The sequence below is a fragment of the Nocardioides sp. WG-D5 genome (assembly GCF_054031175.1).
The window spans coordinates 49,869-67,896 of the sequence record NZ_CM132928.1 but is presented as its reverse complement, the minus strand read 5'-3'; the positions used below and the strand labels follow the sequence as shown (position 1 = coordinate 67,896).

Sequence of the window (18,028 nt, the reverse complement as noted above, 5' to 3'; positions counted from 1 at the left end):
GATTCCTTGGTGTGGGTTGGAGTCAGCCGCGGATCACGGCAGGGAGGATCAGCTGGTCGACCACCTTGGCGATCAGCTCGTTCGTCGGCGGCTCCCCGAGGAGGAATGTGTGGTGCAGGACGATGCCCGGGAGGGCGGAGGAGATCAGATCGAGATCGAGGTCATCGCGGAGCTCACCGCGCTCCTGCGCGCGGCGGAACATCTCGGTCGCGATGGTCTTCTTGGGGCCGACGACACCGCGCCGGAACGCCTCGGCGAACTCGGCGTCACGGGAGATCGCGGTGACGACGCTGCCGAAGATCGCGATCTGGCGCTGGTCGGTGAGACCGCCCATGCCGCAGAACGCGCCCAGCAGGTCCTCGCGTAGGTCGCCGGTGTCGGGAGCCGTCATCGGCTCCTTGGTCGAGGTGAGCGCTTCGATCACGAGCTGGGCCTTGCCGTTCCACCGGCGGTAGAGCGTCGCCTTGGAGGCCTTGGCCCGCCCGGCGACGGCATCCATCGTGAGCCGGTCGTAGCCCAGCTCGGCCAGGATGTCGATCGTCGCGTCGAAGATCTCCTGCTCCCGCTCGCCCTCGACTCGCGGGCGAGACTGCGCCTCGGCGGCGGCACGGGCGGCTCGGGCGGGGGACATCGGCACCTCACAGATGAGTGGTTGATGAAACGGTACGGTTTCGTTTCAAGAGATAGTACGGAGTCGTTTCGTTCCAGGCAAGTCGGTATTCGGTCTTGACGTTCTCCCGATTGTCCTATTGGCTAGGCCACTGAGCCGCCGTGATCCGGGTCACACACCACGCGGTGTCATCTGGGGGCCAACAGAAGGGAAGTCCGATGGGACCGGAATGGGTGGCGATCATCGCGTTGGTCGCCTTGTTCGTGGCCGGCACGCTGCTGCCGATCAACATGGGAGCTCTGGCGTACGTCGCGGCCTGGCTGGTCGGGATGTTCGCGCTGAATCTCGACGAGAAGGAGATCCTGGCCGGGGTCAGCGCCGACCTGATCCTGACGCTGATAGGTGTCACCTATCTGTTCGCGATCGCGAGGAACAACGGCACGGTCGACCTGATCGTCAGTAGCGCCGTCCGCGCGGTCGGAGGCCGGGTCGCTCTGATCCCGTGGGTGATGTTCGGCGTGACCGCGCTGCTGACCGCGATGGGTGCCGCGAGCCCGGCGGCCTGCGCGATCATCGGGCCGGTGGCCCTCGGGTTCGCGGGCCGCTACAAGATCAACCCGCTGATGATGGGCATGTTCGTCGTGCACGGCGCCCAGGGCGGTGGCTTCTCGCCGATCAGCATCTACGGCACCATCACCAACTCGGTCATGGTCGACAACGGCCTGCCCGCCAGCGAGATGACGGTCTTCCTGACCAGCCTGGTGGTCAACCTGATCATGGCGGGGATCCTGTTCTTCGCGCTCGGCGGACGGTCGCTGATGTCGATGCGGCTCGACCCTGACGAGGCGGCCAGCGCCGCCGCCGGCGTACCGGGCGAGCTGAACGAGGGCGGCGTGACCGTCCCCGCCCGCGGCTACGGCACCGTCGCCCCGACCGGCACCAAGCCCGGCATCCGCACCGAGCAGCTCCTGACCCTCGCCGCCTTCGTGATCGTCGCGGCCGTCGCCCTGTTCTTCGACAAGAACATCGGCTTCGCCTCGATCACCGCGGCCACCGTCCTCGCGGCCCTCTCGCCGAGCCAGCACAAGGACGCCATCCGCCAGATCGCCTGGCCGACCGTGCTCCTGGTCGCCGGCGTCTCGACGTACGCCACGATCCTGAACACCGCCGGATCGCCGGAGTTCGTGGGTGGCTGGGCAGCAGGCCTGGGTGTCGCCGCGATCGGCGCGCTCATCCTCTGCTACGTCGGCGCCGTGGTCTCCGCGTTCGCCTCCTCCACGGCGCTGCTGCCGATCATCATCCCGATCGCGGTGCCGCTGATCGCCGAAGGCGGTATCTCGGCGGCGATGTTCGTGGCCGCGCTGGCGATCTCCTCGACCATCGTCGACGTGAGCCCGTTCTCCACCAACGGCGCGCTGATGCTGGCCAACCGGCCCGAGAGCATCACCGAGGAGCGCTACTACAAGCAGATCCTCGGCTACAGCGTCATCGTGGTGCTCGTCGGTCCCCTCCTGGTCTGGGCCACCATGGTCCTCCCGGGTTGGTGACGCGCATGCGTGGACCGCTCGACGACGTCGTCGTCCTCGACCTCTCCCGTGCCCTGGCCGGGCCGCACGCCGCGATGATGATGGGCGACCTCGGTGCCCGTGTGATCAAGGTCGAGGCACCCGGGCACGGCGACGACACCCGGGGCTGGGGCCCGCCGTTCGTGGGGGAGGAGGGGCAGCGGGAGGCGACGTACTTCCTCTCGGCCAACCGCAACAAGGAGTCGATCACCCTCGACCTCAAGAACACCGACGACAAGGACGTGCTGCTGCGGCTGGTCGACCGGGCCGACGTGCTCATCGAGAACTTCCGCACCGGCGTCCTCGACCGGCTCGGGCTCGGCATCGACGAGCTGCAGGCCCGCAACCCCCGCCTCGTGGTGCTCTCGATCACCGGGTTCGGTCACGACGGCCCGGAGGGCGGGCGGTCCGGCTACGACCAGATCGCGCAGGGCGAGGCCGGGCTGATGTCGCTCACCGGCTCGGGCCCCGACGATCCCCAGCGGGTCGGCACCCCGATCGCGGACCTGCTGGCCGGGATGTACGGCGCCTACGGTGCGCTCGCCGCTCTCCACGAGCGGGACCGCACCGGCCGCGGCACCGTCGTCCGCACCTCGCTGCTCTCCGCCGTCGTCGGCGTCCACGGGTTCCAGGGGACCCGCTGGACCGTCGCCGGCGAGGTCGGCCGCGCGCAGGGCAACCATCACCCGAGCATCTCGCCGTACGGCCTGTTCCGCTGTGCCGACGGGACCGTGCAGATCGCGGTGGGCAGCGAGGGGCTGTGGCGGCGGTTCTGCACCGCCTTCGACATCTCGCCCGATCTGGAGGGGATGGCCACCAACCCCGAGCGGGCGGCGAACCGGGAGAAGGTCGTCGAGCTCGTCGAGTCGCTCTTCGAGCCGTGGCCTGCCGAGGAGCTGCTCGCCAAGCTCGCCGAGGCCGGTGTCCCGGCCGGCAAGGTGCGCTCCCTGGACGAGGTCTACGCCTGGGAGCAGACCGCCAGCCAGGGTCTGCTGATCGACGTCGACCACTCGACCCTCGGCCATCTCACCCTTCCCGGACCGCCCCTGCGGTTCTTCACCGAGGGAGCCGAGGTGACCCCCACCGGCCACGCGGCGCCGCCCACCCTCGACGAGCACGGCCCCGAGCTGCGTACGTGGGTGGCGGACCAGCCCTGAATCCGGAGGAGGAGGGCGCCTCACTGGGATACTCCAGGACATGGACGACTCTCGTGACGGCGCCCCTCTCCGGCTGGGTAGTGCCCAGGGCCGCTGGGTGCTGGCGACCACCGTGCTCGGCTCCGGCCTGGCGATGCTCGACTCGACCGTCGTCAACGTCGCCCTCGGCCGGATCGGCGAGGACCTCGACGCGGGCTTCTCGGGTCTGCAGTGGACGGTGAACGCCTACACCCTGAGCCTCGCAGCGCTGATCCTCCTCGGTGGTTCGCTCGGCGACCGCTTCGGCCGGCGCCGGGTGTTCCTCGTCGGCGTGGTCTGGTTCGCGGCCGCGTCCCTGCTGTGCGGGCTGGCGCCCGACATCGATCTGCTGATCGCGGCGCGCGGGCTTCAGGGGGTCGGCGGCGCCCTCCTGACACCGGGGAGCCTGGCGATCATCGCCGCGTCGTTCCATGCCGATGACCGGTCGGCCGCCGTCGGCGCCTGGTCCGGGCTCAGCGGCATCGCGGCCGCGATCGGGCCGCTCGTCGGGGGCTGGCTGGTCGAGGTGGACTGGAGGCTGGTCTTCCTCGTCAACGTGCCCGTCGCGGTGCTCATCGTGGTCGTCGCCGTCCGCCACGTACCGGAGAGCCGTGACCCGGACGCCGGCGGCCGGCTCGACCTGACCGGGACGGTGCTCGCCGTGGCCGGACTCGGCGCGCTCACGTTCGGGCTGACCCGGGCGGGTGAGGTCGGGTTCGCCGGCACGGTGGCGGCGACCGTTGCCGCCGGGGTCGCCTGCCTGGTGGCCTTCGTGGTCGTCGAGGCCCGCTCGAGCCACCCGCTGGTCCCGCTCGAGCTCTTCCGCAACGCCCAGTTCAGCGCGGCCAACGCCGTCACCCTGCTCGTCTACGCGGCGCTCGGCGTGATCTTCGTGCTGCTCGTCCTCCAGCTCCAGGTCGTCAGCGGCTGGTCGCCCCTCGCCGCCGGGTCCGCGCTGCTCCCGGTCACCGTGGTGATGCTGCTCTTCTCCGCGCGCGCGGGCGCGCTGGCGCAGCGCATCGGCCCGCGCCTGCCGATGACGCTCGGGCCGCTGCTGGCGGCCGGCGGGGTGCTCTGGATGGGGAGGATCGGCCCACAGGCCTCGTACGTCGCGGACGTGCTCGCGCCCGTCCTGCTCTTCGCCGCCGGGCTCACGCTGCTGGTCGCGCCGCTGACCGCCACCGTGCTCGGCGCTGCTGACGACCGGCACGCCGGCATCGCCTCGGGCGTCAACAACGCCGTCGCGAGGACAGCCGGGCTCTTGGCCGTGGCCGTCGTCCCGGCCGCCGTCGGGATCGCCGGCGACGACTACACGAACCCGAGCGCCTTCGACGACGGATTCGGCATGGCGATGCTCCTCAACGCCGGCCTGCTGGTCCTCGGCGCGGTGCTCGCAGCGGTGTTCGTACGACGCCCGCTCGCGGCCGAGGAGGAGCACGACGAGCACCGGGTGCACATCGAGACGTGTGCGCACTGCGGTGTGACCGGTACGCAGCTGCACCCCGCCGACCACGACCGGTGAGGTCGGCTCGACCGTCGACCGAACCTCGGGTGGCATGACCTGAGCGGCTTCCGGTTACCGGGGCTCCCGTGGAATCCCCGTGGTGGCGTGAGGCCGTGACGTACCAGATCTACCCACGCTCGTTCGCCGATGCGGACGGGGACGGCACCGGAGATCTCGCCGGTATCACCTCGCGGCTGGACCATCTGGCCGACCTCGGGGTGGACGCGATCTGGCTCTCGCCGTTCTACCCCTCGCCGCAGATCGACTACGGCTACGACGTCACCGACGCCCGCGGGGTGCACCCTCTCTTCGGGTCGCTCTCCGACGCCGAGGACCTGCTCACCAAGGCGCACGAGGTGGGCCTGAAGGTGATCATCGACCTGATCCCCAACCACACCTCCTCGGAGCACCCGTGGTTCGGCGAGGCGCTCTCGGCCGGACCGGGCTCGCCGGAGCGTGACCGCTACGTCTTCCGCGACGGTCGAGGGCCGGACGGCGACGAGCCGCCGACCAACTGGCAGTCCGTCTTCGGTGGGTCCGCGTGGACCCGGGTCGAGGACGGGCAGTGGTATCTCCACATGTTCGCCGAGGAGGAACCCGACCTCAACTGGCGCCATCCCGAGGTGGCCGAGGAGTTCCGGTCCGTGCTGCGGTGGTGGCTGGACCGGGGCGTCGACGGGTTCCGTGTCGATGTCGCCCACGGCCTGGTCAAGGCGCTGCGCGACCAGCACGTCCCCGAAGGGAAGTCACCGAACTCCGACCCGGCGGTGATGTACGACACCGGCGTCGAGGACGATCCGATGTGGGACCACCCGGACGTCCACGGGGTCTACCGGGACTGGCACGACGTCATCTCGTCCTATCCCGGCGATCGGATGCTGATCGCCGAGGCGTGGACCCGAGGCCCGGCAGACCTGCGCGGCTACCTGCGCACCGACGAGTTCGAGCAGGCGTTCAACTTCCGGTGGCTGCAGGCGCACTGGTCGGCGCGCGAGTTCACCGACGCGATCGTGTCCACGCTGGAGGCGCTGAGTCCCTCCCGGGCTTGGCCCACGTGGGTGCTCTCCAACCACGACGCCGTACGCCACCGCACGCGCTACGGCGACGGGGCCCAGGCGCTCGCCCGTGCCCGCGCGGCGACGCTGACGATGCTGGCACTGCCCGGGTCGGCGTACCTCTACCAGGGCGAGGAGCTCGGCCTGCCGCACGTGGAGCTGCCCCCGGAGCACCAGCAGGATCCCTGGGCGGCCGGCGGGAACGGCCGCGACGGCTGCCGGGTGCCGCTGCCGTGGAGCGGTGACGCACCACCCTTCGGCTTCGGTCCCGGCGACGGCCAGCCGTGGCTGCCGCAGCCGGTCCAGTGGGCGGAGCTGACCGTCGCGGCGCAGACGGGCCGGCCCGGCTCGACCCTGGAGTTCTACCGGTCGGCGATCGCGGCCCGGCGCCGCTACGCCCGGGGCGGCGAGGTGCGGTTCCTCGACATGCCCGACGACGTCATCGCCTTCCGCCGCGGCCGGCTGACGGCGGTCATCAACTGCGGGGCGGTTCCGACGCCGCTGCCCCCGGGAGACGTGGTGATCTGCAGCGGCGAGCCCGTCGGCGCCGAGCTGCCGCCGGACACCGCGGTCTGGCTGCTCGACGACGACGGCTGAGCCGGGTCAGCGGCGGTAGACCCGCGACTCCCAGGGCTGCATCACCGCACCGCGCCCGGACCCGAGCACGAGCTCGCCTCGGCACTCGTCGGCGAGCTCACCGAGGTCGGCCTCGTCGCCGCTGAAGTTGGCGAGCACCGTCAGCTGCCCGCTCTCGTGGCGACGGCGGAAGGCGAAGACCTGCGGATGGCTCTCGGCCAGCAGGCTGAAGTCGCCGTCGACCACGACCGGGTCCTCGTGGCGCAGCTGGATCAGCCGGCGATAGTGCGAGAGCACCGAGTCCGGGTCCTCGAGCTGCGCGGCGACGTTGATCTCGGTGTGGTTCGGGTTGATCGCGAGCCAGGGCGTCCCGGTCGTGAAGCCCGCGCCGGGGGAGTCGTCCCACTGCATCGGCGTACGTCCGTTGTCACGAGACATCGCCCGCAGCGAGCGCATCACGTCCTCGTGCTCCTGGCCTGCGGCGATCGCCTCGTGGTAGTAGTTCACCGCTTCCACGTCGTCGAACTCGTCGATCGAGGCGAACGGGTGGTTCGTCATGCCGATCTCGTCGCCCTGGTAGACGAACGGGGTGCCCCGCTGCAGGTGCAGCACGGTCGCGAGCAGCTTGGCCGACTCGGTGTGCCAGCGGCCGTCGTCGCCGTACCGCGAGACCACCCGCGGCTGGTCGTGGTTGTCCCAGTAGAGGCTGTTCCAGCCCACGTCCGCCAAGCCGGTCTGCCAGGCCGCGAACCGGTCGCGGAGGCGACCGAGGTCGAAGGGGCGTACGTCCCACTTGAAGGTGCCGTGGTCGATCTCGACGTGCTCGTAGTGCAGGACCATGTCGAGCTCGCGGCGTGCCGGATCGGTGTACTTGCGGCCTTCCTCGACCGTCGTCTCGCCGGTCTCCCCGACGAGCAGGAGGTCGCGGTCGTAGCGGTCGAAGACCTCCCGGTGCATCTCGGCGAGGAACTCGTGGACGCGCGGCCCGTCGATCACCGACCGGCGCATGTTGCCGTAGCGCTGCCCCGGCATGACCGGCGCCTCCGGGAGCTCCGGGTCCTTGGAGATCAGGTTCACCACGTCCATCCGGAAGCCGTCGACACCACGGTCCAGCCACCAGCGCATGACCTCGTACACCGCCTGCCTGACCTCGGGGTTCTCCCAGTTCAGGTCCGGCTGCTTCCTGGTGAACAGGTGGAGGTAGTAGGCGGCCCTGCCCTCGCTGTAGGTCCAGGCCGGCCCGGAGAAGAACGAGCCCCAGTTGTTGGGCTCCTCGCGCCACCAGTACCAGTCGCGCTTCGGGCTCTCCGGGCTCATGGTCGAGTCCACGAACCAGGGATGCTCGTCGGAGGTGTGGTTGGCGACCAGATCCATCACCAGCTTCATCCCGCGCTCGTGGAGCTCGGCGATCAGGGCGTCGAGCTCCGCAAGCGTCCCGTACGTCGGGTCGACATCGTGATAGTCGCTGACGTCGTAGCCGTTGTCGGCCATCGGCGAGGGGTAGACCGGCGAGATCCACAGCACGTCGACGCCGAGCCACTCGAGGTGGTCGAGCCGCTCCCGGATCCCGCGCAGGTCGCCGACGCCGTCACCGTTCCCGTCGGCGAAGCTGCGCGGGTAGACCTGGTAGACGACGGCGGAACGCCACCAGCCCGGACCGGTGCGACCAGCGGGTTCGGTGAGGTTCGAGGGCATCCTGGTTTCCTCCTGATGAGGGGACAGCGGTCCCTGCGAGCGGTAACCGGGTCGGGCGCCACGCATACGCGCCGCGCTCGGACGGCGGCTAGCGTGTGGGCATGGCACTGACCCACGACTACACGGTCTCGGTGGAGTGGACGGGCAACCGCGGCACCGGGACGAGCGGCTACCGCGACTACGCCCGCGACCACGTCGTACGCATCGACGGGCTGCCCGAGATCCTCGGCTCCGCCGACCCGACCTTCCGTGGTGACGCGAGCCGGCACAACCCCGAGCAGCTGCTGCTGGCCTCCCTGGCGCAGTGCCACATGCTCTCCTACCTGCACCAGGCGGTGACGGTCGGTGTGATCGTGCTCGATTACCACGACGCCGCGACCGCGACCATGGAGACGCAGGGGACCGGCGGCCGGTTCACCCGCGCCGTGCTCCACCCCGTCGTCACCGTCGCCGACGAGTCCATGATCGAGGCCGCGACCACCGCCCACCACCAGGCCCACCTGGACTGCTTCATCGCGAGCAGCGTGAACTTCCCGGTCGAGACCGAGCCCACCGTCATCGTCGGGGGACTGAATCGGTAGCCCCCTCTTCCGGGGGTAGGGCGGGCATCGGGTCCGCCACCAAGATGCCGTCATGACGAGTACGACTTCGACGGATGCCCTGCGTGCCGCCCGGGACGCGCTGATCGCCCAGCGCGTCGACTACTCCGCGGCGGTCGACACCTTCCGCTGGCCCGACGTCGGCGAGAGCTTCAACTTCGCCCATGACTGGTTCGACCCGATGGCGCGCGGCAACGAGGCCCCGGGGCTGATCATCGCGGAGCCGGACGGGTCGCGGGCTGCGTACTCCTTCGACGAGCTGGCGCGTCGCTCGGACGCGGTGGCGCGCTACCTCGGGCGGCTCGGGGTCGGGCGAGGGGACAGCGTGGTCGTCATTCTCGGCAACCAGGTCGAGCTGTGGGAGACGATGCTGGGGGCGATGAAGCTCGGGGCGGTCCTCATGCCGACGACCACCGCGGTGGGCACGGCCGAGCTGGTCGACCGGCTCGCGCGGGGCCGGGCGAAGGCGGTGGTGTGCAATGCCGAGGACACGGGCAAGTTCGACGGCGTCCCTGGCGACTACGTCCGGATCTGCGTGGGGGAGCAGGAGGGCTGGCACGGGTACGCCGCGGCCGCCGCGGAGAGCCAGGAGCCGCTCGAGCATCCCGGCAACGCCACGAGCGACGCGCTGCTGCTCTACTTCACCAGCGGCACCACGAGCCGGCCGAAGCTGGTCGAGCACACCCACTACACCTACCCGGTCGGGCACCTGTCGACGATGTACTGGCTCGGTCTGCGCCCCGGCGACGTGCACATGAACATCTCCAGCCCCGGCTGGGCCAAGCACGCCTGGTCGAACTTCTTCGCGCCGTGGCTCGCGGGTGCGACCGTCTTCGTGCTCAACTACGCTCGCTTCGAGGCGGCCACGCTGCTGCAGCGCATCCGGGAGGAGCACGTCACCAGCATGTGCGCCCCGCCGACTGTGTGGCGGATGCTCATCCAGGCCGACCTCTCCGGCGGCCGCGGCTCGCTCCGCGAGGCGATCAGCGCGGGGGAGCCGCTCAACCCCGAGGTGATCAGCCAGGTGCGCCAGGCCTGGGGCCTGACCATCCGCGACGGCTTCGGCCAGACCGAGATGACCGCGACGGTGGCCAACAGCCCGGGACAGCCGGTGCGGCCGGGCTCGATGGGACGGCCGCTGCCCGGCGTACCGGTCGTGCTGGTCGACCCGATCGAAGGCACCGTGATCGAGGGAGCGGGGGAGGGAGAGCTCTGCCTCGACCTCTCCGCGCACCCGGCCACGCTGATGACCGCCTACCGCGACGACGAGAAGCGCACCGCCGACGCGATGCGCGGTGGCTTCTTCCACACCGGTGACGTCGCCGGCCGCGACGCGGACGGCTACATCACCTACGTCGGTCGCACCGACGACGTCTTCAAGGCCTCCGACTACAAGGTCTCGCCCTTCGAGTTGGAGTCGGTCCTGATCGAGCACCCCGCGGTGGCCGAGGCCGCGGTCGTCCCTGCCCCGCACCCGGTGCGGCTCGCCGTCCCCAAGGCGTACGTCTCCCTCACCGCCGGCCACGAGCCGACCGCCGAGACCGCGAAGGCCATCCTCGAGTTCGCCCGCGACCACCTGCCGCCCTACCTGCGGGTGCGTCGCCTGGAGTTCTTCGACCTGCCTAAGACGATCTCCGGCAAGATCCGCCGCGTCGAGCTCCGGACCCGTGAGCAGGACGTGGTCGACCAGCGGCCGCCGGGCGAGCACCGCTACGAGGACTTCTTCACCCGCAGCTAGCGCTGATGCTCCGCTAGTCGTTGTCCACGAGGCGCCGGACGCTCTCGACGACGATCTCCCGGCACCGGGCGCGGCTCGGCCGGCGCACGAGCGCCAGCTCGGGGGTGTGGAGATGCCAGCTCATCGCGAGGGCGCGCACCTCGGTGAGCAGCTCGAGGGGGGAGTAGGCCGTCGTCAGCCTCCCCGCTCGTTGCGCCTCCTCGATCTTGGCGAGCTTCGCGTCGTTGGAGGCGACGATCGCGGGGAGCTTCCCGTCGGGTCGCTCGAGCTGATACCACGTCGTCAGCCGAAGGGTCGTGGGGAAGCGCTCGTAGAGGTCGAAGGAGCGCCCCGCATAACCGGGCAGGTCGGTGGCGTCGAACTCGACCTCGTCGACGAACGCGAGCACCCGGTGGGCGAAGACAGCGTCGAAGAGCTCGTCCTTCGTGCCGAAGTACTTGTAGATCAGCGCCTTGTTTGCCAGCGCCGCATCCGCGATCCGGTCGACGCGCGAGCCGGCGATGCCGTACGCCGCGAACTCGGCCTCGGCAGCGTCGAGGATGCGTGCGCGGGTCGCTTCGGAGTCTCTGGCCATGCACCCACCTTAAAGCAAGTAACTAGTTAGTTGTCTTTTCTGGCGATCAGTGTTTCACTGAAGAAACCAACTCGTTAGTTACTTAGGAATGGTGCAACCATGTCTTCGACACCTCCGAGGGCCGCCCGACACCGGGCAGTCGTGCTCATGGTGATCCTCGGCTGCCAGCTGATGATGACCCTCGACGCCTCGATCGTGACCACAGCTCTCACCCACATCAAGACCGAGCTCGGATTCACCGACTCCTCGTTGTCCTGGATCCAGAACGCGTACGTCCTCACCTTCGGTGGCCTCCTGCTGCTCGGCGCCCGCGCCGGTGACCTGCTCGGCCGGCGTCGCGTGTTCATCGCCGGCGCGGCGGTGTTCACGGCGGCCTCGCTGCTGGCGGGGATCGCGCCCTCGGCCGGCGTCCTCATCACGGCACGTGCGCTGCAGGGGCTGGCGTCGGCCTTCGCGATCCCGTCCACGTTGGCGCTCCTGATCACGAGCTTTCCCGAGCCCGAGGAGCGCACCCGGGCGATCGCGATCTACAGCGCCGTCATCGGGGCCGGTGCGAGCGTCGGGATCATCGTCGGCGGTGTCTTCACCGAATACCTCTCCTGGCGCTGGGGCCTCCTGGTCAACGTCCCGATCGGGATCCTGATCCTCGCTCTCTCACCGCGCTTCCTGCCGGAGACCGAGCGTCGGCCCGGCCGCGTCGACATGCTCGGCGCGCTGACCGTCACGGTCGGCATGTCGGCACTCGTCTACGGGCTGGTCGAGGCCGCCGAGATCGGCTGGGCCAGCCCTCGCACCCTGCTCCCGCTGGCCGCGGCGGTGGTCCTGCTCGTCGGCTTCGTGCTCGTCGAGCAGCGGGCCGCCCAGCCGATCGTCCCGATCCGGCTCTTCCACAGCCTGCAGCGCTCCGGGGCGTACGTCGGCCGGATCCTGATCGTCGGCGCGATGTTCTCGACGTTCTACTTCCTCTCCCAATACCTGCAGAACGTCCTCGGTCTCAGCCCGCTCGCCACCGGGTTCGTCTACATCCCGATGACCGGCATGTTCTTCGCCATGGTGTACGTCGTGCGCTGGGCCGCCCCGAGGGTCAGCAAGCCTGCGCTGCTGCTCACGTCCTTGGCCACCGCGGCGATCGGCATGGCCTGGCTCAGCCGGATCGACAGCACCACCACCGTCGCCTGGATCCTGCCGCCGCTCCTGGTGCTGGGGATCGGCCAGGGCATCGCGATCATCCTCCTCACCGACTTCGGCATGGCCGAGGTCGACCCGGGTGACGCCGGCGCCGCCTCCGGTCTGGTCAACACCGCCCATCAGATCGGCGGCTCGATCGGGCTCGCGCTCCTCACCGTGGTATACGGCGCCGCGGTGCACCATGACGCGGCCCCGGATGCGGTCGCCCAGGCCCACGGCTACGCGGTCGTCTTCGATGTCGCGACCGGGTTCTATGCGCTGGCCGTGGTCGTCGCCCTGGTCATCCTCGCCGCCGACCGCCGGCGGGCGCGCCGACCGGCCCCTTCGGTGCCGGTGGCGGCCGCCCGCTGAGCGGCCGTCACGGACGCACGGTCAGGCACTGCGTACTGACGCCGAAGGCGCCGTGCTCGTCATGCAGCACAGTGGTGGTCACGCCGGCGCCTTCCGGGCCGAACGAGACGGTCGTGTCGAGCCCGAGCCAGCCGGCGGCCGGGGTCCGGAACAGGTGCGCGGTCAGGTCGAGGTTGGGGAAGCTGACGTCCTTCGGGTCGACCCGGACGGCGACGCCGTTGGTGATGTCGAGCAGCCCGGCGACCTGGGCGAGCCGGCTCACCTCCTCGCCGGCGACGAGCGGATGAGGCGTACGCACCCACGACTGCGCCCGTCCTGGGCCGAGGTCGCGGCGGCGCACCTCGACGGAGGCGATGAAGCCTCCGTCCCACAGCGAGGTCATGTCCCAGGCGGGCACCACGTCCGGCGCGGGCATGGCCTCGTGATGGGTGCCGGAGAGCTCGCCGGTCGGATAGCCGGCGGTCAGCCAGGCTCGGAGCAGCACGACGGGCCGGCCGCCGTGGCAGGCCCGCACCTCGACGAGCTCGATCGTGCGGCCGGCACGGAGGACGGTGACCTCGACGTCGACCGCCTCGAGGGGGATCGTGCCGAGGATGTCGTAGCTGACCCGGGTGATCTGGAGCCCGTCGTCGCGGCGGGCGTCGCGGTCCCGTTCGACCTCGTGCGCGAGCACGCCGAGCAGGGTGGCGATGTGCTGGGTGTTCAGGTCCCAGGCGCCGCCGACGCGCTCGGTCGGGGTGAACGTGTGCGGGCCGGTGCGGTGCCAATAGGCCATGCGGCGGCTCACAGGCCGAGCAGAGCGACGCTCTGCTCGCGCATGTCGATCTTGCGGACCTTGCCGGTCACCGTCATCGGGAACTCGTCGACGATGAGCACGTAGCGCGGCGACTTGTAGTGCGCGAGCTTGCCGTCGGCGAAGGCCCGGACCGCGGCGGCGTCCAGGGGCTCGGCGCCGGGACGCATCCGGATCCAGGCGCAGAGCTCCTCGCCGTACCGCTCGTCCGGGACGCCGACGACCTGGGCCTCGGCGATGTCGGGGTGGGTGAAGAGGAACTCCTCGATCTCACGCGGATAGATGTTCTCCCCGCCGCGGATGACCATGTCCTTGATCCGGCCCACGACCACGCAGTAGCCGTCCTCGCGCATGACGGCCAGATCGCCGGTGTGCATCCAGCCGTCGGCGTCGATCGCCTCGGCGGTCTTGGTGTCGTCGTCCCAGTAGCCGAGCATCACCGAGTAGCCGCGGGTGCAGAACTCGCCGGCCGTGCCGCGGGGGACGACCGCGCCGGTGGCCGGGTCGACGATCTTGATCTCGACGTGCGGCGCGGCCCGGCCGATCGTCTCGGTGCGCCGCTCGAGGTCGTCGTCGGTGCGGGTCTGGCAGGAGACCGGCGAGGTCTCGGTCATCCCGTAGGCGATGGCGACCTCGCTCATGTGCATCTCGCTGACGCAGCGTTTCATGACCTCGATCGGGCACAGCGCACCCGCCATGATCCCGGTACGCAGGGTCGAGAGGTCGAACGAGGCGAACTCCGGGTCGTCCTGCATCGCGATGAACATCGTCGGCACACCGTACAGCGCGGTGCACTTCTCGTCCTGGACCGTCTGCAGCGTCGTACGCGGGTCGAAACCGGGCCCCGGGATGACCATGGTCGCCCCGTGGGTGGTGGAGCCGAGGTTGGCCATCACCATGCCGAAGCAGTGGTAGAACGGCACCGGGATGCAGAGCCGGTCCTCCTCGGTGAAGTGGATCGTCTCGGTGACGAAGAAGCCGTTGTTGAGGATGTTGCGGTGCGACAGCGTCGCGCCCTTCGGGAAGCCCGTGGTCCCGGAGGTGTACTGGATGTTGATCGGGTCGTTCGGGTCGAGCGGGTAGTCGACATGGTCGGCCAGCTGCTCGCCACGGCCCGCGGCGAGCAGCGCGTCCCACTCCGGCGTACCCAGGAAGACCGTCCTCTCGAGCGCGCCGCAGTCGCCCTCGACCTCGCGGACGAGCGCGACGTAGTCGCTGGTCTTGAAGGCGGTCGCGCTGATCAGCAGTCGCACTCCGGACTGGTTGAGCGCGTAGGCGAGCTCGTGGGTGCGGTAGGCCGGGTTGATGTTGACCAGGATCGCGCCGATCTTCGCGGTGGCGAACTGGACCATCGTCCACTCGGCGCAGTTGGGAGCCCAGATGCCGACGCGGTCACCCTTGCCGATGCCCGCCTTGCGGAGGCCGACCGCGAGGGCGTCGACATCAGCGTTCAGGGACGCGTAGGTCCAGCGGCGTCCGGTGGCGATCTCGACGAGCGCCTCACGGTCTCCGAAGCGGGCGACCGTGCGCTCGAAGTTGGCTCCGATCGTCTCCTCGAGCAGCGGGACGTCGATGTCGCCGCGGGCCGACGAAGCGGTGAAGGAAGAGGTCTCGGTCATGCCACGAGCATGACCGAGACCGTGGCGACATCCACACCCCCGAAAGAGGGTGGATCAGGCGGGCACCGGCTCCGCGTCGAGCTCCACGCGGCTGGTCTCCTTGGCGATCAGCAGGCAGACGACGCTCAGCAGCGCCAGAGCGGTCAGGAAGTACGCGATCCCGTCGGTGCCCCACCGGGCCAGCAGGTCCTCGGCGATGACCAGCGGGACGGCCCCGCCGAGGATGCCGGCGATGTTGTAGCCCAGCCCGGCGCCGGTGTAGCGGTACTTGGCCTGGAACGTCTCGGGCAGGAACGCCGCGATCGGACCGTAGTTGAGGCCGAGCACGCACAGCAGCAGGCTGTTGCCGAGCGCGAAGCTCGCGAAGCTGCCCGGCTGCATGACACCGAACGCCAGTGGGCCGGCCACGACGCCGAAGGCGGCGCCCAGGAGCAGGACCGTGCGGCGGCCGAGCGTGTCGGAGAGCCAGGCGGAGAGGATGACGGTCAGGCTCATCGCGAACGCGGCGATGATGACCCCGAGCAGGGCCTGGGTCATGCTCAGGCCGAGGGTGCCGACCGCGTGCGCGACCATGAAGCTGGCGCCCGTGTAGAAGGCTCCGAAGACGATCGCCATGATGCCGCCGCCGAGCAGCACCTGGCGCCACTGGTCCCGGATGCACCCGACGAACGGCAGTGCGCTGCGGGTGCCGGCCGACTGCACCTTCTTGAACGAAGGAGTCTCGGCGATGTTGAGCCGGACCCAGAGGCCGACGCCGATCAGGACGGCGCTGGCCAGGAACGGGATCCGCCAGCCCCAGGCCGCGAAGGCGTCGGGGTCCATCAGCCGGAAGGTGGTCAGCATGGCGCCGGCGGCGATGATCAGGCCCAGGCTGGGACCGAGCTGCGGGAACATGCTGTAGCGCCCGCGCTGGCCGTGGGCGGCGTACTCCGTGGTGAGGAGGGCGGCGCCGGCCCACTCGCCACCGAGCGCGATGCCCTGCAGCGCGCGCAGCACCACCAGGATGACGACGGCGCTCTTGCCGATCGACTCCACGCTCGGGATGAGGCCGATCGCGAACGTCGAGGAGCCCATGATCAGCAGCGTCGTGATCAGCGTCGCCTTGCGGCCGATCCGGTCGCCGTAGTGGCCGAAGAGGATCGCGCCGAGCGGACGGAAGACGAACGCGACGCCGAAGGTCGCGATCGACGCCAGGGTGCCCTCGGGCCCGCCCATGGACGGGAAGAAGATGGCGTTGAAGACGAGTGCTGCGGCGAGTCCGTAGATGAGGAAGTCGTAGAACTCGATGGTGGTGCCGGTCAGTGACGCCGTCGCGACGCGGCGCATGGTGCGCCCGTCGACCTCGGCTCGGTTAGCCGCGATTTGGGCCATGATCGTGCCTCCTACTCGGATTGGTGAACCGAGTGTGGGACCGTCACCACCGCTCCGATACCCCCGGACGAGTGCCCTCGAAGGAGGGGGTGCGCCTCTTGTTGCCTGTGATGGTCGTCACTTACGCTCAACGTCATGAGCACCCCCGCGATCGCCCCTGAGGCGCCGTACGACGGGTCCCGGATCGCCCAGACGCTGGCCTCGTTCCGGGCGGCGTCGGGGCTGGATCTCGCCTTCGGAGGTCCGGTCCGTCGCGACGGCACGGCCATCGACATCACCGCGACCTGTGGTGCGAAGGGCATCTCGCTGCGCGGTCTGCGGGTCGTCAACGGGGAGGGCCTGGGCGGGAAGACACTGCAGACCCGTCAGCCCGGATCTGTCGACCACTACTACACGGCGCGCGGGATCACCCACCTCTACGACACGGCCGTGGCCCAGGAGCAGATCCAGACCGTCGCCGCCCTGCCGATCATGGTCGACCGGAGCCCGCGGATGCTCATCTACCTCGCCTCCCGCTCGCGGCTCGGACTCGGTGGCGTCTGGTTCGATGGGCTGCGTCCGCTGATCCGCACCCTCGAGCGCGAGATCCTGATCGACGACGAGGTCCGCAACCGGCTCTCCCGGCTGGCCCCCGCGCCCGCTCCCACGTCGAGCTCGGCCGAGGCCGCGGCCGCCGCCAAGCGCGACCTCGCCGAACGCCGGGAGATGGCCGCAGAGCTCACCGATCTGGCCGGTCAGGTGATGGACCCCGACGTACGCAGCCGCCTGGAGGCCATGGTGCTGCGGCTCACCGCCGCGCCGGGGGAGAAGCGCCCGGCCCAGCTGGTCCCCGCCGTGCGCCTGGCCGCACGCGAGATCGATGTCCTGCGCCAGGTGGCGCTCGGCAACAGCAACCGCGAGGCCGCCGAGGCCCTCGGCATCGTCGAGAGCACCGTGAAGTCCTACCTCAAGAGCGCCACCCGCAAGCTCAACGCCAACAACCGCGTCCACGCGGTCCGGATGGCGCGCGAGGCCGGCCTGATCGACTGACCTCTCAGCGCAGCAGGGTTCGCATCGCGTCGCGCGCCTCGTCGTAGGCAGCCTCACGCCCGCCCGCGGAAACCGACACGAGCATGCCCTCGTAGACCAGGTGGCAGGCCGTGCCGACGGCTTCGGGATCGCCGATGCCTGCCTCGGTGGCAAGGCGGACGAACAGCTCGCGGGCCTGGGCCTTGCCGGTGCGGACGACCTCGGCGCCGGGGTGGTCGGTGTTGCCGATCTCGGCATAGGCGTTGATGTAGGCACATCCTCGCAGACTGCCGGCGCGCCAGGCCTGCTCGGCGTCGATCACGGAGAGCACCCGCTCGGGCCCGTCGGCGGGATGGGTGGTGAGCCAGTCGGCGATGAAGGTGTGCCACAGCTCGCCGCGACGCGAGAGGTACGCGGCGACCAGCCCGTCCTTGGAACCGAAACGGTCGTAGACGGTCTTCTTCGTGGTCTCGGCCTCGAGCGCGATCAGGTCCACGCCGACCGCGCGGATGCCTCGCTCGTAGAAGAGGGCGGTGGCCACCTCGAGGATCCGGCGACCGGTGGGGGTGTCGGGGTTGGGCAGGCGCTTCACCGTGGATCTCCTTCG

Annotated in this window: 15 protein-coding genes; 8 read left to right on the top strand and 7 right to left on the bottom strand. The window is 70.1% G+C overall.

Annotation, left to right across the window (positions count from 1 at the left end):
• Window positions 1-22: 22 nt before the first annotated feature.
• On the bottom strand, window positions 23-631 hold the full coding sequence (locus ACWZJV_RS00365; RefSeq protein ID WP_457179814.1) for a TetR/AcrR family transcriptional regulator: 609 nt from the start codon (window positions 629-631) through the stop codon (window positions 23-25).
• A 197-nt stretch (window positions 632-828) separates the two neighbouring features.
• Here ACWZJV_RS00365 and ACWZJV_RS00360 point away from each other — a divergent pair, with 197 nt between their 5' ends.
• The 4 genes from ACWZJV_RS00360 to ACWZJV_RS00345 all read left to right on the top strand — a co-directional run bounded on the left by ACWZJV_RS00360 (window position 829) and on the right by ACWZJV_RS00345 (window position 6,506).
• Complete coding sequence (locus ACWZJV_RS00360; RefSeq protein WP_008359984.1) at window positions 829-2,157, top strand: SLC13 family permease; 1,329 nt, start codon at window positions 829-831, stop codon at window positions 2,155-2,157.
• A gap of 5 nt (window positions 2,158-2,162) precedes the next feature.
• On the top strand, window positions 2,163-3,332 hold the full coding sequence (locus ACWZJV_RS00355) for a CaiB/BaiF CoA transferase family protein (RefSeq protein ID WP_457179813.1): 1,170 nt from the start codon (window positions 2,163-2,165) through the stop codon (window positions 3,330-3,332).
• Between the two features lie 40 nt (window positions 3,333-3,372).
• Window positions 3,373-4,872 (top strand): MFS transporter, encoded by a 1,500-nt coding sequence (locus ACWZJV_RS00350; protein ID WP_457179812.1) that lies wholly within the window; start codon window positions 3,373-3,375, stop codon window positions 4,870-4,872.
• Window positions 4,873-4,967: 95 nt separating this feature from the next.
• Window positions 4,968-6,506, top strand: a complete 1,539-nt coding sequence (locus tag ACWZJV_RS00345; protein WP_196874104.1) for a glycoside hydrolase family 13 protein — start codon at window positions 4,968-4,970, stop codon at window positions 6,504-6,506.
• A gap of 6 nt (window positions 6,507-6,512) precedes the next feature.
• On the opposite strand, the gene ACWZJV_RS00340 is transcribed toward ACWZJV_RS00345, so the two are convergent.
• Window positions 6,513-8,180, bottom strand: a complete 1,668-nt coding sequence (locus ACWZJV_RS00340) for an alpha-glucosidase (RefSeq protein ID WP_008359974.1) — start codon at window positions 8,178-8,180, stop codon at window positions 6,513-6,515.
• Between the two features lie 101 nt (window positions 8,181-8,281).
• Here ACWZJV_RS00340 and ACWZJV_RS00335 point away from each other — a divergent pair, with 101 nt between their 5' ends.
• Entirely contained in the window at window positions 8,282-8,761 is a 480-nt protein-coding gene (locus tag ACWZJV_RS00335; RefSeq protein ID WP_008359973.1) for an OsmC family protein, read from the top strand.
• 52 nt (window positions 8,762-8,813) lie between these two features.
• Window positions 8,814-10,517, top strand: a complete 1,704-nt coding sequence (locus tag ACWZJV_RS00330; protein WP_457179811.1) for an AMP-binding protein — start codon at window positions 8,814-8,816, stop codon at window positions 10,515-10,517.
• 13 nt (window positions 10,518-10,530) lie between these two features.
• Here ACWZJV_RS00330 and ACWZJV_RS00325 read toward each other — a convergent pair whose 3' ends face one another.
• Entirely contained in the window at window positions 10,531-11,091 is a 561-nt protein-coding gene (locus tag ACWZJV_RS00325; RefSeq protein ID WP_008359971.1) for a TetR/AcrR family transcriptional regulator, read from the bottom strand.
• A 99-nt stretch (window positions 11,092-11,190) separates the two neighbouring features.
• On the opposite strand from ACWZJV_RS00325, the gene ACWZJV_RS00320 reads away from it, so the two are divergent.
• Window positions 11,191-12,630: an MFS transporter gene (locus tag ACWZJV_RS00320; protein ID WP_457179810.1), complete on the top strand. Its 1,440-nt coding sequence runs from the start codon at window positions 11,191-11,193 to the stop codon at window positions 12,628-12,630.
• 7 nt (window positions 12,631-12,637) lie between these two features.
• Here the strand turns inward: ACWZJV_RS00320 and ACWZJV_RS00315 are convergent, their stop codons facing one another.
• Genes ACWZJV_RS00315 through ACWZJV_RS00305 form a run of 3 tightly spaced genes read right to left on the bottom strand, consistent with a single transcriptional unit; the run spans window position 12,638 to window position 16,413 of the window.
• Entirely contained in the window at window positions 12,638-13,417 is a 780-nt protein-coding gene (locus ACWZJV_RS00315; RefSeq protein ID WP_457179809.1) for a thioesterase family protein, read from the bottom strand.
• A complete protein-coding gene (locus tag ACWZJV_RS00310) occupies window positions 13,414-15,042 on the bottom strand; it encodes an AMP-binding protein (RefSeq protein ID WP_008359968.1) in 1,629 nt (542 codons plus the stop codon). Before ACWZJV_RS00310 ends, ACWZJV_RS00315 begins: the two co-directional genes overlap by 4 nt.
• A 54-nt stretch (window positions 15,043-15,096) precedes the next feature.
• Window positions 15,097-16,413, bottom strand: coding sequence for an MFS transporter (locus ACWZJV_RS00305; protein WP_008359967.1), 1,317 nt, complete (start codon window positions 16,411-16,413; stop codon window positions 15,097-15,099).
• 135 nt (window positions 16,414-16,548) lie between these two features.
• On the opposite strand from ACWZJV_RS00305, the gene ACWZJV_RS00300 reads away from it, so the two are divergent.
• The gene (locus ACWZJV_RS00300) at window positions 16,549-17,442 is read left to right on the top strand and encodes a helix-turn-helix transcriptional regulator (protein ID WP_008359966.1); all 894 of its coding nucleotides are present in this window, start codon (window positions 16,549-16,551) and stop codon (window positions 17,440-17,442) included.
• A 4-nt stretch (window positions 17,443-17,446) separates the two neighbouring features.
• On the opposite strand, the gene ACWZJV_RS00295 is transcribed toward ACWZJV_RS00300, so the two are convergent.
• A complete protein-coding gene (locus tag ACWZJV_RS00295) occupies window positions 17,447-18,013 on the bottom strand; it encodes a TetR/AcrR family transcriptional regulator (protein ID WP_457179808.1) in 567 nt (188 codons plus the stop codon).
• Window positions 18,014-18,028 lie beyond the last annotated feature (15 nt).

What these genes read in the sequence shown, in the direction of transcription:
- ACWZJV_RS00365 (WP_457179814.1), bottom strand. Translation starts at nt 631, where the DNA reads ATGTCCCCCGCCCGAGCCGCCCGTGCCGCCGCCGAGGCGCAGTCTCGC.
- ACWZJV_RS00360 (WP_008359984.1), top strand. Translation starts at nt 829, where the DNA reads ATGGGACCGGAATGGGTGGCGATCATCGCGTTGGTCGCCTTGTTCGTG.
- ACWZJV_RS00355 (WP_457179813.1), top strand. Translation starts at nt 2,163, where the DNA reads ATGCGTGGACCGCTCGACGACGTCGTCGTCCTCGACCTCTCCCGTGCC.
- ACWZJV_RS00350 (WP_457179812.1), top strand. Translation starts at nt 3,373, where the DNA reads ATGGACGACTCTCGTGACGGCGCCCCTCTCCGGCTGGGTAGTGCCCAG.
- ACWZJV_RS00340 (WP_008359974.1), bottom strand. Translation starts at nt 8,180, where the DNA reads ATGCCCTCGAACCTCACCGAACCCGCTGGTCGCACCGGTCCGGGCTGG.
- ACWZJV_RS00335 (WP_008359973.1), top strand. Translation starts at nt 8,282, where the DNA reads ATGGCACTGACCCACGACTACACGGTCTCGGTGGAGTGGACGGGCAAC.
- ACWZJV_RS00330 (WP_457179811.1), top strand. Translation starts at nt 8,814, where the DNA reads ATGACGAGTACGACTTCGACGGATGCCCTGCGTGCCGCCCGGGACGCG.
- ACWZJV_RS00325 (WP_008359971.1), bottom strand. Translation starts at nt 11,091, where the DNA reads ATGGCCAGAGACTCCGAAGCGACCCGCGCACGCATCCTCGACGCTGCC.
- ACWZJV_RS00320 (WP_457179810.1), top strand. Translation starts at nt 11,191, where the DNA reads ATGTCTTCGACACCTCCGAGGGCCGCCCGACACCGGGCAGTCGTGCTC.
- ACWZJV_RS00310 (WP_008359968.1), bottom strand. Translation starts at nt 15,042, where the DNA reads ATGACCGAGACCTCTTCCTTCACCGCTTCGTCGGCCCGCGGCGACATC.
- ACWZJV_RS00305 (WP_008359967.1), bottom strand. Translation starts at nt 16,413, where the DNA reads ATGGCCCAAATCGCGGCTAACCGAGCCGAGGTCGACGGGCGCACCATG.
- ACWZJV_RS00300 (WP_008359966.1), top strand. Translation starts at nt 16,549, where the DNA reads ATGAGCACCCCCGCGATCGCCCCTGAGGCGCCGTACGACGGGTCCCGG.